This window comes from Komagataeibacter diospyri (assembly GCF_043995075.1).
GTDB classification, from domain to species: Bacteria; Pseudomonadota; Alphaproteobacteria; order Acetobacterales; family Acetobacteraceae; genus Komagataeibacter; species Komagataeibacter diospyri.
Genome location: NZ_CP171836.1, coordinates 2,924,714 through 2,942,593, shown reverse-complemented (window position 1 = coordinate 2,942,593; position 17,880 = coordinate 2,924,714). Strand labels below are relative to the sequence as shown.

Here is a 17,880-nt window from a genome sequence, read left to right as displayed (position 1 = left end):
GCACGGCCATGACACGCAGGCGGGCAGGACGGGACAGGGCGCAGGCGCAACAGCCCGACCTGTTCGCACCCGCCGCGCCACCGTCCCCTGCCCCACCACAAAGCCCACGCCCGGCCACGCCTGACCTGCTGTCCCTGCCTGCCGTGCCACGGGAATTGTGGGACCGACTGGCCCATTCACGTTTCCGCGCACGCTTTCACCTTGGGGCAAAGGAACGGGATTATCTGGCAAAGCGGGGACTGCCGGAAGTCATGGCGCACGCGGCGGATTTCATCGCCACCCGACTCGCCCCCGCCCACCCGGACAGGGACGGCCGGCAGACCCCGTGGCGGGGACACCCGGTCTTCATTGCCCAGCATGCCACCGGCACCTGCTGCCGGGGCTGTGTTGCCAAATGGCACGCCATGCCCGCGGGCCAGCCACTGGATACGCAGCAGCAGGCCTATATCCTGTCGGTCATACAGGAATGGATCAGACATGATGCGGCAGCCCCTACGCCCCAATCCGCGCCCAGACCTGATCCCCGCTGATCCAGCATTCGTATGATTGCGGCATCGGTCCTGCCGCCTCCATCCGGCCACCGGGGGCCTGCGCACGTCCATCGGGGCCGAAGGTCCACATATGCAGCGGGCAGACGATACGGCCATACAGCACGTAACCGGCGGAAAGCCGGGCATTGCCGTGGGGGCAGCGGTCATCCAGCACGGCAGGACGGTCGTCTTCCACCATCCACACCACCAGCGCCCGGCCATCGCATATGACCCGCCGGGGTTCTTCCCGCGCGGCGGATACTGCGCACAGGGGACGGGAACCCGGTAACGTCTGTTTCATTGAACTCATGCCTTCCGCCTGCTGCGCAGTTACCATCTTACGTGAATGGGGTGCGTCGTCTATCGTGCCTGCGCCCTGTCGCAGGCATGCGGCGTACCGGCCAACATTAACAGGATATGATGACGCATGGTTCTTTCCCCCCAGCATGAACATCTTCTGGACCGTCTGGCTGAAGTCGCCGTCCGGGTTGGCGTCAATATCGCACATGGTCAGCAGTTGCTGATTACGGCCCCGCTGGACGCCGTGCCGCTGGTCCGCCGTATAACCGAACATGCCTACAAGGCAGGCGCATCGCTGGTGACGCCATTCTATGCCGATGACGTGGCGACACTGGCCCGCTTCCATCACGCCGCCGACGATACGCTGGATACCGCCGCCGACTGGCTGCAGGATGGCATGGCCAATGCCTACCGCAAGGGGGCCGCGCGCATGGCGATCACGGGGGCCAACCCCGTGCTGCTGGCCAATGAAAACGCCGAACGCGTCTCCCGCGTTGGCCGCGCCGCATCGCGCGCGGGGCGTCCGGCCATGGAACTCATCACCCGCTTCGCCATCAACTGGAACATCGTGGCCTTCGCCACGCCCGCATGGGCGCAGCAGGTCTTTCCCGACCTGTCGGCAGATGCGGCGGTCAGCCGGTTGTGGGATGCGATTTTCCAGGCATCCCGCGTCATGGTGGATGACCCGGTGGCCGAATGGAAAACCCATAACGCCCGCCTGCACAAGCGCGCGACGTGGCTGAACGAACGTCGTTTCGCGGCCCTGCATTTCAGCGGGCCGGACACGGACCTGACCGTGGGACTGGCCGACGGGCATGCATGGGCCGGAGGCGCGGAACCTGCGGGCAACGGCATCATATGCAACCCCAACATCCCGACCGAGGAAGTGTTCACCACCCCCCACGCCCGCAAGGTCAGCGGGACAGTGCGCGCGACCAAGCCGCTGTTCCACCAGGGTACGCTGATTGACGATATCGCCGTACGTTTTGAAGACGGCCGCATTGTCAAAGCCCACGCCCGCACCGGGCAGGATGTGCTCGAACGCATACTGGATACCGATGACGGCGCGCGCAGGCTGGGTGAAGTAGCACTGGTGCCCGCGTCATCCCCCATTTCCGAAAGCGGCATCCTGTTCCGCAACACGCTGTTTGATGAAAATGCGGCAAGCCACATCGCCCTTGGCCAGTCCTATGCCAAATGCATGCTGGACACCGACAACCTGACCGAAGCCCATCTGGCGCAGCAGGGAGCCAATACCAGCTTTATCCATATTGACTGGATGATCGGGTCCAGCAAGATCGATGTGGACGCCATCAACCATGACGGCACCCGCGAACCCCTGATGAGACAGGGCGAATGGAGCAACCAGCCATGACTACTTCCTTCGTGCGCAAGGCGCTTTTGGCCACCACATGCGCCCTTGCCCTGACCCACATGCCTGCTGCCATGCACCCCGCCATGGCCCAGCAGCCCACGCAGCAGATGACGCAGCAGGCCCCCAGCGCCGCACAGCAGGCCGCCATCCAGCATGACATGGAAACCGTGGCGCGGTATAAACTGCCCAGGGATTTCTTCACACGCATGACACCGGTGATGGAACAGATCCGCAATTCGCGCATCTCGCCCCCTGAAACACCGAACATGTCGCTTGAAGACACCATCAGGCGCACGGAAGCCATGCCCCAGCTTGAGCCAATCCTGAAGCAGGGACACATGACGGCGCGTGAATTCGTCATGGGCATCACCACCTTTGGCATGACTGCCGCCGTGATGCAGCACCCCGCGCAGGACAGCAAATCAATGCCGCCGCTGAACCCGGACAATGTCAGCCTGCTCAAGTCCCATGCGGCACAGACGCAGGCGCTGATCCAGATCATGGGCGGCGGTGACAGCCAGCAGCAGCAGACCCCGGAGCGTTAAACCGAATCCTGCAGGACAATCTGTTTATAAAACACAGTAAACGTTTTTAGGTGCCGCCTCTTTTCCAAAAGGCGGCGTCTTCCTGACGCTTTTTGAAAAAGCTGCACCAAGAACTTCTTTATGACTGGCGGGATATTCCCTGATCTGCAGGACACCCCGCCGTCAGCAGGGCCGTGGTACGCACCATGATGTCGGCCTGCACATACCGCTGCAGCGCACGTATCCGCCCTGCTTCACCCATGCGCTGACGCAACGCGCCATCATGCACCATAAGGTCCAGCGCAGCAGAAAGCCGCGCGACATCGCCCGGTGGCACCAGCAGGCCGGTCTCGCCCGCCACCACCTGCTCGCACGGGCCGGAAATGTCGCTTGCCACCACCGGCAGGCCACACAACATGGCTTCGATCACGCTCATCGGCAGGCCCTCGAAATGGCTGGGCAGGACGAAGATGTCCGCAGCCGCCATGATCGACGCCACGTCCTCGCGGTATCCAAACATGACCATCCTGGCGCCAGGGGCCGCACGGGCCGCAGCAAAACATGCGCCAAGATCCACGCCGCGGTCACTGGGCAGGCGTGTGCCCACCACCCACAATACCGCGTTATCGGGCAGGCCGCGCATGGCCGCCAGCAGTTCGGGATAGCCTTTTCCCCGCACCAGACGGGAGACGGCCAGGATGACAACCTGCCCAGTTTCCACCCCCATCCGCGCCCGCATTGCCGCGCGCTGTTCGGGCATGGGGTGGAAAATGGCCGGGTCGCGTCCGTTACCAATGGCCGTGGCATGGGGGTGAATATGCAGCCTGCGGGCATCGCGGGCTTCCCTGTCCGACACGGTCAGGTAGATGTCGGTCACCCGTCCCGCCAGCCATTCCAGCGCAAGGGCCATGGCGCGCCGCGCCCCTGATCCCGGCTGGTTGAACAGGAAACCATGGCAGGTATAGGCAATGCAGGGCACACCACACCACCATGCTGCGAAACGAGCCAGCAGGCCGCTTATGGGCATGTGGGCATGGACCATATCAGGCTTTTCCGCCCGGATCAGGCGCACCAGTCCCCGCCACGCCCGCCATTGCGCAAGGGGGGACAGGGTACGTGACATGGGCACGGTTTCGACCCGCAGGCCGTGTGCCCGCACGCCATCCAGCAGGGGGCCATCGGCACAGACCCCGACTACATCATGCCCTGCGTCGCGCAGCGCCCGCATGAGAGGAAAGAGAAACTGGCGTAACGAGAAATCAACATTCGTGATTTCAAGGATCTTCATGCCAGCAGCAGCAGCTTTTCACGCCTGAGCGCCCAGCGCACCACCTGCCGCACCTTGCCCGGCGGCCCATCAGCCTGCGTGATCCGGGTGTCGTCGCCGTCCCCTTCCCCGGCCTGCCGGCGCGCGGTGGGATCAACACGCACGACCAGTTGCACGGTAGGCTGCGGGACCTGGCCGCCGGAATAGACGCTGTCCTCGATGGTGACATCACCACCCGCCGCACGGAAGCGCCAGTGCTGTTCACCCGCCTCCAGCAGGATGGAGCCATCCTGCGCATCGACCGCCGTGACCGATGGATGCAGATGCAGACGCAGGACGAAGGCGACCTCGCGCTCGCCTTCCAGCATTTCCTCCCCGCGCAGGACTTCGCCATCCCCACCCAGGTACAGCCTGCGGTAATACGTAACCCCGGCCGAGGGATGGTAGCCATCATGTGACAGGTTCAGCCAGTGCGCGCCCTCGGCCACGGCATGGTCCACGTCCACATGGGCCGGCCTGCGCCGCACCGTCCCATCCGGCCCGAATTCGGACGACGACATGTCTTCCACCACCACGACGGAATGGGCGGCTGTCTGGCGCAGGGCCTCTTTCCACGCTGGCAGCACGCCACCGCCGCAGTTGACGATCAGACGCTGGCGCGCACAGGAAAATTCGAATGAAAGCGTACCAGCATGCGCGTTACGGTCATATTCAGGGGGTGCGGGAATCCCCACATCCACCAGCAGCAGCGACCGCATGGCCTGCATGCGCATGAAACCGCCATCCGGCATGGAATGGGCCACGACGCGGGTACGCGTGGCCTGTGACAGCACCATCTCAATCAGTGTTGCGCTACGTTCATGGCTGCCGTTGAACAGGGCAAGTCCCCCGTCCCCATGCCGCATTGCACGCAGCACGGGACTCATCTTGTCCAGTGCGATGGCCACCGAATGTGGCAGCGCATGCTGCACCGCCTGCATCATGGCCCGCATTTCCGCCAGTTCCCGCACGGCGCGCAACTGCACTTCGGGGCTGCGTTCGATATGCCAGCCATCGGGCAGGATCTGGCTTTCCACCTCGTTATCGATATAGCGGCGGTACCGGGTCAGGAAACCGGTATATTCCGGCATGGCCACGGCCACAGCCAGCAGTCCCTTCAGCGCGGTCAGGGACTGCCAGCCATGCCGTTCGGGCGGCATGAGGGCGGCAATGGTGCGCCCTTCGACCAGGATGCGGGCCATGAGGCGCTGGCGGAAGGAATCGCTGGCCGACGCGGCAAAGAAATCGTAATGCCCCAGCCACGCCGCGACACGTGCGCCAATCACGCCGCATTCCAGCGCCAGCGGATCCTGCGCGGGATGGTGCAGCCAGTCATCAACCAGCGCGCGCGCCTTCAGCCGCGCGGCATCGGTGCCCACCGCGCGCAGGTCACGCAACCAGCGGAAACTGAGCAGCCCTTCGCGAAAAGCGGGTTCGAAATCAGGCGAATTCCACTGCCCGGGCCCTACGGGGTGGGTATAGCCCGCCCATGTCAGGCTGCCACGGGCAAGCTGCGCACCCGCCGCCGGGTCGCCCGGCCACAGGTCACGCACGTTATGGACGGGTGCGACAGGCAGGCGCCTGCCCCCCCCCAGCAGGGGCATCCGCGCAAAGGACAGGCGCGCGCCCCGCGCCAGACGCTTCAGCGGCATGGGGCCTTATCCCTCCGATACATCAGGGACCATACCCTCACGCCGGGTTATGCATCCCGGTCCGTAGGTTCTTTATGGCGGCGGCGTAATCATCCTGCCCGTACACGGCCGTGCCTGCGACCAGCATGTCAGCGCCAGCGGCAACAGCCAGCGGCGCGGTCTGTGGCGTGATGCCGCCATCGACCCCGATGCGGATGTCACGTCCCGTCGCATCCGCCATGCGGCGCAGGGTCTCGATCTTGCGCAGCTGGCTGGTCAGGAATTTCTGGCCACCAAAACCGGGGTTGACCGTCATGACCAGGATCATGTCCACCAGGTCCAGCACCTCACCCACCGCTTCGGGCGGGGTGGCTGGACAGATGGCGATACCGGGCTTCACCCCATGATCACGCACATGCTGGAGCGAACGGTGGGTATGGGGACCGGCTTCCACATGCAGATGGATATGGTCGGCCCCGGCCTTCGCGAAGGCTTCGATATACGGATCGACAGGTGCAATCATCAGGTGCACGTCAAACGGCAGCTTCGATTTCGGACGAAGCGCCTTGATCAGTTGCGGCCCCATGGACAGGTTGGGCACGAAATGCCCATCCATGACATCCAGATGCAGCCAGTCCGCGCCAGCATGTTCGACAGCGGCGACTTCTTCCGCCATGCGGGAGAAATCGGCCGACAGGACGCTGGGGGCAATAAGGGGTGTTTCGAGAGCAGCCATGCCTGTTTTTTAACAGCAATCAATGACTAACGCGAATCTTTCCTCATTCACCCCGTCCGGTCAGGCGCGACGGAATCGCGCGGCGAAGAAGCCGTCCATCCCACCATGATCCGCCAGCATGCCCGGATGGGTGCGCAGCCAGCCCTCCGGCGTGCGGGCCTGCGGCAGGAAGGCCAGTTCCTCTGGCGTAAAGGGATCGGGGACCAGCCCCATCGCAGCTGCGGCCAGCGCACGCTGTTCCCCTTCCTCGGGTTGCAGCGAGCATACTGCATAGACCACGCGTCCGCCCGGTCGCAGCATATCGCGGCTGGCGGCCAGCAGCCGGTCCTGTCCTTCGGTCATGGTGGTGATGTCGCGCGGGCGTTTGATCCACATGGCGTCGGGATGGCGGCGGATGGTGCCGGTGGCCGAACACGGCGCATCCAGCAGGATTGCGTCCAGCGGGGCATCTGGCCGCCACTGCGCCGCGTCTTCATGGATCACCTTCACGCCCGACAGCCCAAGGCGTGCCAGATTCGCACGCAGGCGTTCGATACGGCGGCCTTCTCGTTCAATGGCGAACACCTCCGCCCCTGTAAAGGCCAGCTGGGCGGTCTTGCCACCCGGCGCCGCGCACAGATCGGCCACGCGTTCCCCCGGCTGTGCGGCCAGCAGCCGCGCGGGCAGGCTGGCCGCCATGTCCTGCACCCAGAATGCCCCTTCGGCAAAGCCGGGCAGGTCCACGACCTTCACCGCCCCTGCCGCAAAGCGCACGCTGCCACCCGGCATGACCTCGCCACCCGGCGGGGCTTCGGCGTCGGGGCGGATGGTCAGGTCCAGCGGCGGCTCATGACCCAGCGCACGGGCGATGGGACGCGCAAGCTTCCCCCACGACTGCCACAGCCACGGCGGCACATCCAGCCGCGCCTGGTCCAGCCCCTCCAGCGCCTGCGTCCCGCCTGCGGCCACGCGCCGCAGCACCGCGTTGACCAATCCTGCGAACGGCACCAGCCCCCGCCTGCGCGCAAGGGCGACGGATGTCGCCACGGCGGCATGTGCGGGCGTATCAAGGAACAGGAGCTGCGCCACCCCGATCAGCAGCACCACGCGCACCGGTTCGGGCGGTTCACGCTTCAGGAAAGGGGACAGCACTTCATTCGCGGTGCCCATGTGCCGCAGCACGGTGGCGGCCAGCCTGTGGCCGGCTGCACGGTCACGCGGTTCCGCCGTGCGGGCGGCGACCGAGTGATCCAGTGACGTATCAAGCATGCGGCGATGGACGATCACGCCCTCGATGATATCGAAAGCGATGTCCCGCGTGGGATCAGGGGCGACCTTGCCACCGCGCCGGTCGGGGCGGCCTTTATCGGGACGGCGGCCAGCGGGGCGGGGTGACGGGGACGGGGAAGGCTTCATGTAATCCTGACCTGAAAGCTGCGACATGCGGGGGCTTGACCGGGGAGGTATTCAGGCCAAGCCTAGAGCCATGTCAACATCCACATCCATAGCGGATGCCCTGACGGGTATCCATGCCCGCATCGCCGCCAGTGCACAGGCGGCGGGCCGCGACCCTTCCACCATTGAACTCGTGGCTGTTTCCAAGTTCCATCCACAGGCCAGCGTCATCGCGGCGCTGGAGGCGGGACAGCGGATATTCGGTGAAAACCGCGTGCAGGAAGCCGCCGCGAAATTCCCTGACCTGCGCGAACGCTGGCCCGACCTGCGGCTGCACATCATCGGTGGGCTGCAGACCAACAAGGCGCTGGAGGCTGTCAGGATCGCGGACATGATCGAAAGTCTGGACCGCCCTTCCCTGGCGGACGCGATTGCGCGCGCGGGTGAGAAGGCAGGCCGCCTGCCCGACCTGCTGGTGCAGGTGAACACCGGCGACGAGACCCAGAAATCGGGCGTGAGGCTGGAAGAAGCCGATGCCTTCATCACCGCCAGCATGACACGCTTTGGCGACAGGGTGCGTGGCCTCATGTGCATCCCGCCGCATGACCAGGATCCGACAGCGCATTTCCGGCTGCTGGCGGACATGGCGGCGCGGCACGGGCTACCGGTGGTATCCATGGGCATGTCGGCCGATTTCGAACGCGCGATTGCCTGTGGCGCGACACTGGTGCGGGTGGGCAGTGCGATTTTCGGTGCCCGTCCGGCCCATGCCTGAACGTGCCTGAATGGCACCTGAGCGGAGACGGCCCTTGCTGCGCATGGGGCGAGACGGTAATGCGAAACTATCCGGTCGCGATGTGATGCCGGTTTTCTGTCTTCATTGCCGCGGAGCCGTCACGACATGACGCAACCCACGGGGCCTTCTGCCCCCGGATCCCCGACGACGCCGGATGGCGCAGGTCATCCCGCAACTGCCGTGGACAACAAGGCCACGACCGCGCCCAAGATTACCGAATATGGCGCGGACCAGCACGAACACGCGGCCAATCCCGTGGGCTTCGCCGCCCTGCTGGGCGTGCTGGGCGTGGTGTTTGGTGATATCGGCACAAGCCCGATTTACGCCCTGCGTTCGACCATCATGGTCGTATCGCAGCACCACAGGATCGAGCCGTGGGAGGTGCTGGGCGTCCTGAGCCTGATCATCTGGTCGCTGCTGCTGATCGTGACGGTGAAATACGTCATCCTGATCATGCGCGCCGATCATAATGGCGAAGGCGGGATCATCTCGCTCATGTCCCTTGCCCAACGTGTCGCGCCCAGCAACCGGCTGCGCATCGCACTGGGCATGGTTGGCATTGGCGGGGCCTGCCTGTTCTTTGGCGATGGCATGATCACCCCCGCCATTTCCGTGCTTTCGGCGGTAGAAGGGCTGGAGGTCAGCTTCCCCGCTGCCCGTGACCTTGTCATCCCCATCGCGCTGATGGTGCTGGTCGGGCTGTTTTCGGTCCAGTGCTACGGCACGGGCAAGGTGGGCACCATATTCGGGCCGATCATGCTGGTGTGGTTCAGCCTGCTGGGCATACTGGGGGGGCTGCAGATCCTGCATCACCCCGCCGTACTGCTGGCCATATCGCCCACCTATGCGGTGCAGTTCATCGTCTATCACGGGTGGCTGTCGTTCATTGCCCTGGGGTCGGTCGTGCTGTCGGTCACGGGGGCGGAAGCACTATATGCCGACATGGGGCATTTCGGCCGCCAGCCCATCCGGTATGCGTGGCTGTTCTGCGTGCTGCCCTGCCTTGCGCTGAATTATCTGGGCCAGGGCGCGCTGATCATTTCGGACCCCAAGGCGCTGGCCAACCCGTTCTTCCTGCTTGGCCCCCACTGGCTGCAGGTGCCGATGATCATCCTGTCCACCTTTGCCACCGTCATTGCCAGCCAGGCAGGCATTTCGGGCGGGTTCTCGCTGTGCCGCCAGATCATCCAGCTGGGCTACCTGCCGCGCATGCGCGTCACCCACACCAATGCGGAAGAAGAAGGCCAGATCTACCTGCCGGAATTCAACCGCTTCCTGATGGTCGGTGCCCTGCTGCTGGTGCTGGCCTTCCGCAGTTCGGACGCGCTGGCTTCGGCCTATGGCATTGCGGTGACGGGCACGTTCATGTGCACCTGCGTTCTGGCGATGGTGGTGTTCCGCAGGCTGTACCACTGGTCACGCGCCGCCTCGATCGCGACATTCGGCGGCTTCTTCCTGCTGGATACGACATTCTTCGCATCCAACGCGCTCAAGATCCCGCAGGGCGGCTGGGTGCCGGTGCTGCTGGGCATCGTGCTGACGCTTATGATGACGACGTGGAAAAAGGGCCGCCAGCTGATCATGAACCGGCAGAAGCAGGACAGCATGCCGATGAACTCGTTCCTGGCCCGCCTGCCACAATCACGCATCATCCGCGTGCCGGGCACGGCGGTGTACATGACCGGGAACCCGGATTTCGTGCCTGCCTGCCTGCTGCACAACCTCAAGCACAACAAGGTGCTGCACGACCACGTGCTGTTCGTGACCGTGCAGACGCTGGACCAGCCCGAAGCCGACCACGGCCACCGTGTGGCGTTGCAGGAACTGGCCCCCGACATCTACCGGATCATCCTGCGCTACGGTTTCATGGAAATGCCCAACCTGCCCCGCGCGCTGGAGGACCTGAAGGCCAGCGGGCTGGATTTCGATGCGTTGCAGGCATCCTATTTCACCAGCCGCGAACTGCTTGTACGCTCGTCCGTGCCCAAGCTGTCGCGGTGGCGGATGTCGCTGTTCCTGTTCATGGCGCGCAACGCGACGCCGGCTACGGAATTCTTCCGTATTCCGCCTGACCGCGTGGTGGAGCTGGGCGTGCGGCTGGCGATCTGACATTCCTGAACAGAATAATAGTTTTTGGGTGCCGTCTTTTTCCAGGGGCTGTTGGGAATTGAGTTTTCTAAAGGGCCATGATGTGTTTCAAAGACCATATGGATCGCTTCATACTGACGGATGCCCAATGGGCGAAAATGGAACCGCTGTGCCTTGGCAAGAAGACGGATCAGGGACGCAGCGGGAAGGATAACCGCCTCTTCATCGAGGCGGTCCTGTGGATCGCCCGGACCGGTAGTCCGTGGCGGGACCTGCCGACGTATTTCGGACATTGGAACTCGGTTTATTCGCGCTACAGCGACTGGACGAAAGCCGGTGTTTTCCAGAAGATTTTCGAGGCTGTCTCCGATGATCCCGACATGGAATACGCGATGATTGACGGCACGGTGGTCCGGGTTCACCGCCACGGCCAGGGCGCAAAAGGGGGACCCGAAGCCAGGCGATAGGGCGGAGTGTAACGGGGTGGTCAACGAAGATCATCGCCATGACCGACGCCTTGGGTAATCTGGTCCGCTTCACGCTTATCCCCGGCCAGCATTACGATACGGTCGGCGTTGCGCCTCTTCTCGAACCAGCTGATTTTAAAGGAATTCTTGCTGACAAGGCTTTCGATGTCCACTGGATCGTGGACGCCATACGCGCGCAAGGGGCCTGCGTGGCCATCCCCCAGCGCAAAAACCGCCTCGACAGACGCCCGTTCGATGGGGCCCTGTTCAAAGCACGCCATCTCATTGAGAACTTCTTCTGCAAGCTCAAGGAGTTCAAGCGCATCGCCATGCGCAGCGAAAAAACAGACAGATCATTCGAAGCCATGATCTATCTCGTTGGCGCAATCATTAATTCAAGATAATTCCCAACAGGCCCCAGAAAGGCGGCATTCTTTTTGAAGCTTTTTGAAAAAAGCTTCACCAAAAACTTCTGATAGTTTGCAAGGAGTCGCCTTGGCAGGGTTTTTACACAATCCCGCATCCAGCATGGCGGAACCGCTGGCGCTGTATGTGCACTGGCCGTTCTGCCTGTCCAAATGCCCGTACTGCGATTTCAACAGCCATGTGCGCGATGAAATCCCCCGTGCGCGCTTTGGCGCGGCCCTGCGGCGCGAACTGGCGCATGAGGCTGCGCGCATGGGCGACAGCCGGAGCGAACGCCCGACCATAGGCTCCATTTTCTTTGGTGGCGGCACGCCGTCGCTCATGGCGCCCGAAACGGTGGCCGGGCTGATTGGGGATGCCCGCGCCCTGTTCGGCCTGACGGACAATGTCGAAATCACGCTGGAGGCCAACCCCACCAGCGTGGAAACCGGCAGGCTGCGCGCCTTCCGTGATGCGGGGATCAACCGCATTTCCGTCGGTATCCAGAGCCTTGATGCCGAAGCCCTGCGCTTTCTGGGTCGCGAGCATGACGCATCACAGGCCATTGCCGCACTGGAGACGGCGCGCAGCCTGTTCGACCGGATATCATTCGACCTGATCTACGCCCGCCCCGGGCAGGATGAAGCCGCATGGCGCACGGAGCTGGAGGCGGCGCTGTCGCTGGTGTCTGATCACCTGTCACTGTACCAGCTGACCATTGAACCCGGCACGAGATTTGAAAGCCTGTACCGTCAGGGCCGCTTCCGCCTGCCGGATGGGGATGACGCGGCCCGGCTGTACGAACTGACGGCTGAAATAGCCGGTCGCCACGGGCTGCTGGGGTACGAAATATCCAATTACGCCCGCCCCGGTGCTGAAAGCCGCCATAACCTGACCTACTGGCGGTATGGTGACTATCTGGGCATTGGTCCGGGCGCGCATGGGCGATTGACCCGTAACGGCGTAACCTGTGCGACGCGCCGCCACCGCGCACCCGAACCGTGGGCGGAACGGGTGGAGCACACCGGCACCGGCGCCCATGCGGAAGAACGGCTGGATAACCGCGACCGGGCACGCGAAATGCTGCTGATGGGGTTACGTCTGGCGGAGGGGATTTCCACCACGCGGTTTACCCGCCGCACCGGCATGACGGTGCGCGACGCGACCGATGCCGACATCATGACGGCTGCGATCGAGGAAGGCTATCTGGTCACTGATCCCATCAAGCATACCCTGCGGGCCACGGAAGCGGGCAGGCTTCGGCTGGAAAGCCTGCTGGCCGCGCTGGTGCTTTAGCCATTTTGGCAATACGATGGCTTCCTGCCACCCGAAAGCCAATGGAGTACGCCGCGTGTTTTCATCCGCCCTTTCGCTGACCGCGCGGCTTGCCGCATGCGCCACGGCAATCATGCTGGTCACCACCTCCGCCTTTGCCGCCCCGGCTCCCGCCACGACGGGGCCGGAACTGGTGATCGAGGATAATGACTTCCTTGGTCCGGGCGGGTCGGACCAGCTTTCCATCATTCCGCTGCTGGCCAACCCGCATGTGCGCGTGCTGGGCTTCACGGTCGTAAGCGGGGATGGATGGGAAAACGCGGAATCGGCGCATCTGCGCCGCCTGCTGGAAATCATGGGTCGTACCGACGTGCCGGTGGCTGATGGCGCGGTCTATCCGCTGGTCAACACACGCGCCGAAATGAAGCTGCATGAACTGCAGTATGGCAGCATTCCGTGGAAAGGCGCATGGGGTGCGCTCGGCCCGATCGACAAGGCCCCCGATACCCAGCCCGTCATTCCGGCCATGAAGGAAGGCGCCCCGCACCTGGCCCCCGTGGCGCAGAGTGCGGCGCAGTTCCTGATCGAGCAGGTGCATGCCCACCCGCATGAGGTCACGATTGTCGCAGCAGGTCCGCTGACCAACCTTGCGCTGGCGATCCGCCAGGACCCGACCTTTGCCGAAACGGCCAGACAGCTTGTCTTCATGGGCGGCATGCTGGACACCAGCATGATGTCCATTACCGGCAATGCGGATTTCGCCTCCGATTTCAACATGATCTTTGATCCCGAGGCCGCCCATATCACACTGACCGCGCCGTGGAAGCAGATTACCGTGGTGGGCAGCGTTTCCAACGACCTCATGCTGTCGAAACAGTACCTGGCGCGGCTGACGGAAAAGAAGACCGCGCTGACCGACTATATCGGGAAATATTACGATCCCCTGCCCATGTGGGATGAAATGACGACCGCCATCGCAGCCGACCCTTCGCTGGTGACATCAGCCGTGGACGCCCGCATGGATATCGACACCAGCCGTGGCCCGCATTACGGCCATGCCTTCGTCGTTCCCGATTCGCTTGCCCCGCATGACAGCCCCATCCGCACCATGCATATCGTGCGCAGCATTGACGCCGACCGCTTCCGTGACACCTTCGCACGGCAGGCACAGGCTGACCTGCCGCTGCAGGGCCACTGAGGGGCACGCACCGCATGCTGCACATGGTCAAGCTGGCGGTTGGCATCCAGTCCATCGAGGATCTGGCCGCGCGCCAGTCCCTCCAGACCCCGCCAGTCGATGATCTGGACGGCACCAGTGCTGCCGGCATGCCATGGTTCCGCACGCGCATGTATCCCCGCCGGGCTGCGGAAATACTCGATGGAGGATCGATCTACCGCGTAATCGCGGGGCGCATCCTGTGCCGCCAGCGCATTACCGCCATCCAGCCAGATACGCGTGAAGACGGCACGCCCTGCGCGCTGGTGGTCATGGCGCCCGACATCATTCCCGTCCAGCCCCGCGCCATGCGTCCCTTTCAGGGGTGGCGCTACCTGCGGCCCGAAGACGCGCCGGCCGACCTGCTGGCCAACAGCCATACGGGCGACGTGCTGCCCGAAGCCCTACGCAACGAACTGGCGGAACTGTGCCTGATCTGAACATGCCCTTAACCTTTCCCTCCCTCCGGGGCATGACGCGCCTTGGCCTGCTGGCGCTGACCGGCATCGGCCTCGCCGCCTGCGCCAGTTCAGGGAGTGGGGGAAGCAGGACATCCCATTACAACAGCTATTACCAGGGCAAGGCCGCCTATCGCGCGCCTGGTCCCGAGACGGACCCGTGGCAGCCCTACATTGCCGATGCCTCCACCCGTTTTGCCGTGCCGCAGGAATGGATTCGCGCCGTGATCCAGAAGGAATCCGGCGGCCATGAATATATCGACGGGCACCTGACCCGTTCGGCCAGCGGGGCAATCGGCCTCATGCAGCTCATGCCACCGACCTATGCCGACATGCAGCGCCGCAACCACCTTGGTTCCGACCCGTACAACCCGCATGACAACATCCTTGCGGGCACGGCCTATATCCGCATCCTGTACGGCCTGTATGGCGCGCCGGGGTTCCTTGCGGCCTATAACGCAGGCACGCAGCGGGTGAATGACTATCTTGAAAACGGGCGTCCCCTGCCCAGCCAGACGGTGCGCTACCTGCGCATCATTACCCCCAACCTTGGCAACGAAGTGGCACTGAGCGGACCACTGGCGGTCTATGGGGGCGCAGGCCAGCGCATTGCAGCCAACCCGCCAGCACTCGGCCCGGTCAATACCAAGATCCAGCCCGACCATACCTATATCCAGTACGCCACCCTCAACCCGCCCGCTCCCGTGCAGCACCGTACCGCCTGCGTGCAGGACGCCAACCTGGCGTATGACCCTTCCAACACCACATGCCATACCGATGCCCGCACCGCCGCCGCACCCGCGCCCAGCGCCGGGACCGGTTATGGCGCATGGATGGTGCAGGTCGGGGCCTTCACCGCCGAAGGGCAGGCCCGCTTCGCCACAACCATGGCACGGCAGGGAGATTTCGCTGCCCTGCAGGGCGCGCGCAGCATGGTCATCCCGGTCAACAAGCCTGCTGGCGGCGTGATCTATCGCGCGCGCCTTGCCGGCCTGTCACAGGCAACGGCCACGCAGGCCTGCGCCACACTGAAAAACCAGGGGCTGCCCTGCGCCGTGATCCGGCCGGGACAGTAAGGGTACGCCCGAATCTAATTTATTGATGAAAAAGACAAAAGTTTTTGCCCCCTTTTCCCAAGGCGGTGTTCCTCGAAGTTTTTGAAAAAAAGCTTCTCCAGAAACTTCTTAATTTTCAAACAGACGTCGCATCAGCGCAGGCCACCTTATCGCCTATTCAGCCGTTACAGCCGGGGCGGGCGTGCTGTCCAGCGCACCGGGCACATGCAGCGCGGGCAGGTGCAGCGTCGCATGCCGCATCATCATGACGGAAGACAGCCCGAGCGAAAGGGTATAATCCCCCGCCGCCACGGTCCAGTTACCACCCGCCGGGTTCCACTGCCCCACCAGCCGCAGGCTGACCGGCACGCTCAGCCGCACTGTATGGCCCGGGGCCACCATGACGCTGCGCCAGCCGGCAAGCCTGCGACCGGCACCGGGCAGGTCATCGGGCATTTCCACATAAAGCTGCGGCACCGCGCGCACCGGCGCATCATCGGGATTGGTGACGGCGAAGCTTGCGATCATATGGTTCCCGTCACGCACGACACGCAGATCGCTTAACGTCAGGTGCCCATGCGTTGACAGGCCATAGCCAAACGGGAACAGCGGGATGACATGGGCGCGTGTGAATGCGCGATAATCAGCATCCGCCATGCCCGGCGGGTAGAATCCACCCGTCAGCGTGACCGGCAGGTGACCGGAAAAATCCTGCTGTCCCGACAGCAGGGCCGCCAGCGGCTGGGCATATTCATCCCGCCACGCCCATGCCTGCACCACGCTGTCTACTGTATCCAGCCATGGCATCTGCCGGTCAGGGTCATCAGCCACCAGCACGACGGCGACATGGCCGCCCATTTCCGCCAGCGTGGAAATCATCCGGTTGTCGTCATTACCGTCACTCAGCACCAGCGTGCGCGCGGCCTGTGCGGTGGCGGGCGGCAGGGTGCCCGGGGCGCCCGCCCCTTCCGTCGTGACGGACAACGTCACGTTCAGCCCCGTATGGCGCAGCGCGTCCGCCAGTTTTTCAGCAGCCGGGCGCAGCGCGGGACGGACCAGCATCAGGACAGGTCCCCAGGCGGGATCAAACGGCACGACCCTGTTTTCATTCTGCAGCAGGACCGCGCCCTGTGCCTCCACATCCGCCATCAGCGTATCGGCGGATGTGGACTGCGCTCCATTATGCACACTGGCGAAAGAGGGAGGATGATCGAGACTGCCCGACATGTAGAACGAGGCGAGGATATGCATGACCATGGCCTGTACCTGCGCCGGTTTCACGCTGCCATCGCGCACCGCCTGCCGCAGGGCGGCGCCGAAGACATCATGACTGCCCTCGTCCTGTGCCACCTGTTCCATATCCACCCCCGCCGCCACGGCGGCCAGCGTGGGGGCGATATCCGCATCCCTGATCATGCCGGCCCCACCGGGCGGCGTCATGACCATACCGGGAAAACGCCATGCATCATGCACCATGGCCCCAAGCCCGGTTACGGTCTGGCATGGTGCCAGGCCACCGCACAATATTGCGCCCCCATGGGCGGTTTCCAGCGCCATGGCGACGCCAAGCAGGCTCTGTGATGCAAGGCGGGCCACGGGCACCTGCGTCGTGCGGTCGGGCACGGCGCCATCGGCACGGGCATGTTCTTCCCTGGTGACCGAACCGAATACCGGCAGGACATGCCCCGCCAGCAGTCCCGCGCCGATCATGCCCACCATGCTACCGGCCAGGACCTGGTCCTCGCCTGCCTGCAGGCGTCCTGATGGCAGAAGGTCAACACCGCCAACGCGCAGCACCGCACGCGCCTGCTGCCATTCAGACCTTGCCCGTGCGCTGCCCGCACGGCGGGCGAGGTCGGGATCCCATGTCGCGGCCAGCGCCAGCCATGGCAATGGCGGGAGGGAAGCGCCAGCAGCGGGCGCGGCAGATGCTGCAAAATCAGGCATCCGCAGTACCGGCAGTCCCAGCCGGGGTACGCCCGGCCATGCCAGCAGGTCAGCGGCCCCCCCCGTCCCGGGTGCCGGGGCGGGACGGGCCTGCACCACCGCCTGCTGTTCCGCAGGTTGCATACGTCCCGCCATGTCCGCCGCGTGGGACGCCCCCGTGCCACCACCCGCCACCGCGGCCGCGTGGGACTGCATGACGTATGGCGGCAGAAAAACAGCACCCATGCACAGGGTGGCGACGTACCATTTGGCTGAATGTCTCAATTCATGTCCCATTGCTGTTGAAAGATGACGCCATTTTTGCGCCTGTGGGCACGGATTGTCACGCAACGCAGGGTAAAGTGGCCGTGCGACTTGGCGGGACAGGCGGGGCAGGATATGAAGAACGGATAACGCG

16 protein-coding genes are annotated in these 17,880 nt (G+C 64.1%); 10 read left to right on the top strand and 6 right to left on the bottom strand.

All coding sequences use genetic code 11. The annotated features are described in order from the left end of the window. Positions 1 to 8 precede the first annotated feature (8 nt). On the top strand, positions 9 to 530 hold the full coding sequence (locus tag ACE2AA_RS13785; RefSeq protein ID WP_395370163.1) for a DUF4186 domain-containing protein: 522 nt from the start codon (positions 9 to 11) through the stop codon (positions 528 to 530). Here ACE2AA_RS13785 and ACE2AA_RS13780 read toward each other — a convergent pair. After that, on the bottom strand, positions 493 to 831 hold the full coding sequence (locus tag ACE2AA_RS13780) for a Rieske (2Fe-2S) protein (RefSeq protein ID WP_141262017.1): 339 nt from the start codon (positions 829 to 831) through the stop codon (positions 493 to 495). The genes ACE2AA_RS13785 and ACE2AA_RS13780 overlap by 38 nt on opposite strands. A gap of 126 nt (positions 832 to 957) precedes the next feature. On the opposite strand from ACE2AA_RS13780, the gene ACE2AA_RS13775 reads away from it, so the two are divergent. Together ACE2AA_RS13775 and ACE2AA_RS13770 are read left to right on the top strand one after the other, a co-directional pair. Further along, the gene (locus ACE2AA_RS13775; protein ID WP_141262016.1) at positions 958 to 2,205 is read left to right on the top strand and encodes an aminopeptidase; all 1,248 of its coding nucleotides are present in this window, start codon (positions 958 to 960) and stop codon (positions 2,203 to 2,205) included. After that, a complete protein-coding gene (locus ACE2AA_RS13770; protein WP_395370162.1) occupies positions 2,202 to 2,750 on the top strand; it encodes a hypothetical protein in 549 nt (182 codons plus the stop codon). The genes ACE2AA_RS13775 and ACE2AA_RS13770 overlap by 4 nt, the downstream gene beginning before the upstream one ends. Before the next feature lie 118 nt (positions 2,751 to 2,868). Here ACE2AA_RS13770 and ACE2AA_RS13765 read toward each other — a convergent pair whose 3' ends face one another. Genes ACE2AA_RS13765 through ACE2AA_RS13750 form a run of 4 tightly spaced genes read right to left on the bottom strand, consistent with a single transcriptional unit; the run spans position 2,869 to position 7,797 of the window. After that, positions 2,869 to 4,017 carry a glycosyltransferase family 4 protein gene (locus ACE2AA_RS13765; protein ID WP_395370160.1) on the bottom strand — a complete coding sequence of 383 codons (1,149 nt, stop codon included), beginning with the start codon at positions 4,015 to 4,017 and terminating at the stop codon, positions 2,869 to 2,871. Continuing rightward, positions 4,014 to 5,687: a heparinase II/III family protein gene (locus ACE2AA_RS13760; RefSeq protein WP_395370157.1), complete on the bottom strand. Its 1,674-nt coding sequence runs from the start codon at positions 5,685 to 5,687 to the stop codon at positions 4,014 to 4,016. The genes ACE2AA_RS13765 and ACE2AA_RS13760 overlap by 4 nt, the downstream gene beginning before the upstream one ends. A 37-nt stretch (positions 5,688 to 5,724) precedes the next feature. After that, a complete protein-coding gene (gene rpe, locus ACE2AA_RS13755) occupies positions 5,725 to 6,402 on the bottom strand; it encodes a ribulose-phosphate 3-epimerase (RefSeq protein WP_395370156.1) in 678 nt (225 codons plus the stop codon). Positions 6,403 to 6,462: 60 nt separating this feature from the next. Continuing rightward, positions 6,463 to 7,797 carry an RsmB/NOP family class I SAM-dependent RNA methyltransferase gene (locus tag ACE2AA_RS13750; RefSeq protein ID WP_193557713.1) on the bottom strand — a complete coding sequence of 445 codons (1,335 nt, stop codon included), beginning with the start codon at positions 7,795 to 7,797 and terminating at the stop codon, positions 6,463 to 6,465. A gap of 70 nt (positions 7,798 to 7,867) precedes the next feature. Between ACE2AA_RS13750 and ACE2AA_RS13745 the strand changes: the two genes are divergently transcribed. The 7 genes from ACE2AA_RS13745 to ACE2AA_RS13715 all read left to right on the top strand — a co-directional run bounded on the left by ACE2AA_RS13745 (position 7,868) and on the right by ACE2AA_RS13715 (position 15,557). Then, on the top strand, positions 7,868 to 8,551 hold the full coding sequence (locus tag ACE2AA_RS13745) for a YggS family pyridoxal phosphate-dependent enzyme (protein ID WP_395370154.1): 684 nt from the start codon (positions 7,868 to 7,870) through the stop codon (positions 8,549 to 8,551). A gap of 126 nt (positions 8,552 to 8,677) precedes the next feature. Continuing rightward, complete coding sequence (locus ACE2AA_RS13740) at positions 8,678 to 10,681, top strand: potassium transporter Kup (protein WP_141262009.1); 2,004 nt, start codon at positions 8,678 to 8,680, stop codon at positions 10,679 to 10,681. A 98-nt stretch (positions 10,682 to 10,779) separates the two neighbouring features. Beyond that, positions 10,780 to 11,531 (top strand): IS5 family transposase gene (locus ACE2AA_RS13735; protein ID WP_395372112.1). Its coding sequence is split into 2 segments (ribosomal slippage): positions 10,780 to 11,110 and positions 11,110 to 11,531, totalling 753 coding nucleotides; the frame shifts between segments, so codons are not numbered across the junction. Between the two features lie 124 nt (positions 11,532 to 11,655). Further along, positions 11,656 to 12,828 (top strand): radical SAM family heme chaperone HemW, encoded by a 1,173-nt coding sequence (gene hemW / locus ACE2AA_RS13730; RefSeq protein WP_395372218.1) that lies wholly within the window; start codon positions 11,656 to 11,658, stop codon positions 12,826 to 12,828. A 112-nt stretch (positions 12,829 to 12,940) separates the two neighbouring features. Continuing rightward, positions 12,941 to 14,005, top strand: a complete 1,065-nt coding sequence (locus tag ACE2AA_RS13725; RefSeq protein WP_395372217.1) for a nucleoside hydrolase — start codon at positions 12,941 to 12,943, stop codon at positions 14,003 to 14,005. 14 nt (positions 14,006 to 14,019) lie between these two features. Beyond that, complete coding sequence (locus tag ACE2AA_RS13720; RefSeq protein WP_141262001.1) at positions 14,020 to 14,463, top strand: DUF1489 family protein; 444 nt, start codon at positions 14,020 to 14,022, stop codon at positions 14,461 to 14,463. A gap of 32 nt (positions 14,464 to 14,495) precedes the next feature. Next, a complete protein-coding gene (locus ACE2AA_RS13715; protein ID WP_395372216.1) occupies positions 14,496 to 15,557 on the top strand; it encodes a transglycosylase SLT domain-containing protein in 1,062 nt (353 codons plus the stop codon). 153 nt (positions 15,558 to 15,710) lie between these two features. Here the strand turns inward: ACE2AA_RS13715 and ACE2AA_RS13710 are convergent, their stop codons facing one another. Further along, complete coding sequence (locus ACE2AA_RS13710; RefSeq protein WP_395370152.1) at positions 15,711 to 17,759, bottom strand: fibronectin type III-like domain-contianing protein; 2,049 nt, start codon at positions 17,757 to 17,759, stop codon at positions 15,711 to 15,713. Between the last annotated feature and the right edge of the window lie 121 nt (positions 17,760 to 17,880).

Bases quoted from the DNA above. Each gene is read 5' to 3' on its own strand.
- ACE2AA_RS13785 (WP_395370163.1), top strand. From the start codon at position 9: ATGACACGCAGGCGGGCAGGACGGGACAGGGCGCAGGCGCAACAGCCC.
- ACE2AA_RS13780 (WP_141262017.1), bottom strand. From the start codon at position 831: ATGAAACAGACGTTACCGGGTTCCCGTCCCCTGTGCGCAGTATCCGCC.
- ACE2AA_RS13775 (WP_141262016.1), top strand. From the start codon at position 958: ATGGTTCTTTCCCCCCAGCATGAACATCTTCTGGACCGTCTGGCTGAA.
- ACE2AA_RS13770 (WP_395370162.1), top strand. From the start codon at position 2,202: ATGACTACTTCCTTCGTGCGCAAGGCGCTTTTGGCCACCACATGCGCC.
- ACE2AA_RS13765 (WP_395370160.1), bottom strand. From the start codon at position 4,017: ATGAAGATCCTTGAAATCACGAATGTTGATTTCTCGTTACGCCAGTTT.
- ACE2AA_RS13760 (WP_395370157.1), bottom strand. From the start codon at position 5,687: ATGCCGCTGAAGCGTCTGGCGCGGGGCGCGCGCCTGTCCTTTGCGCGG.
- rpe (WP_395370156.1), bottom strand. From the start codon at position 6,402: ATGGCTGCTCTCGAAACACCCCTTATTGCCCCCAGCGTCCTGTCGGCC.
- ACE2AA_RS13750 (WP_193557713.1), bottom strand. From the start codon at position 7,797: ATGAAGCCTTCCCCGTCCCCGTCACCCCGCCCCGCTGGCCGCCGTCCC.
- ACE2AA_RS13745 (WP_395370154.1), top strand. From the start codon at position 7,868: ATGTCAACATCCACATCCATAGCGGATGCCCTGACGGGTATCCATGCC.
- ACE2AA_RS13740 (WP_141262009.1), top strand. From the start codon at position 8,678: ATGACGCAACCCACGGGGCCTTCTGCCCCCGGATCCCCGACGACGCCG.
- hemW (WP_395372218.1), top strand. From the start codon at position 11,656: ATGGCGGAACCGCTGGCGCTGTATGTGCACTGGCCGTTCTGCCTGTCC.
- ACE2AA_RS13725 (WP_395372217.1), top strand. From the start codon at position 12,941: ATGCTGGTCACCACCTCCGCCTTTGCCGCCCCGGCTCCCGCCACGACG.
- ACE2AA_RS13720 (WP_141262001.1), top strand. From the start codon at position 14,020: ATGCTGCACATGGTCAAGCTGGCGGTTGGCATCCAGTCCATCGAGGAT.
- ACE2AA_RS13715 (WP_395372216.1), top strand. From the start codon at position 14,496: ATGACGCGCCTTGGCCTGCTGGCGCTGACCGGCATCGGCCTCGCCGCC.
- ACE2AA_RS13710 (WP_395370152.1), bottom strand. From the start codon at position 17,759: ATGGGACATGAATTGAGACATTCAGCCAAATGGTACGTCGCCACCCTG.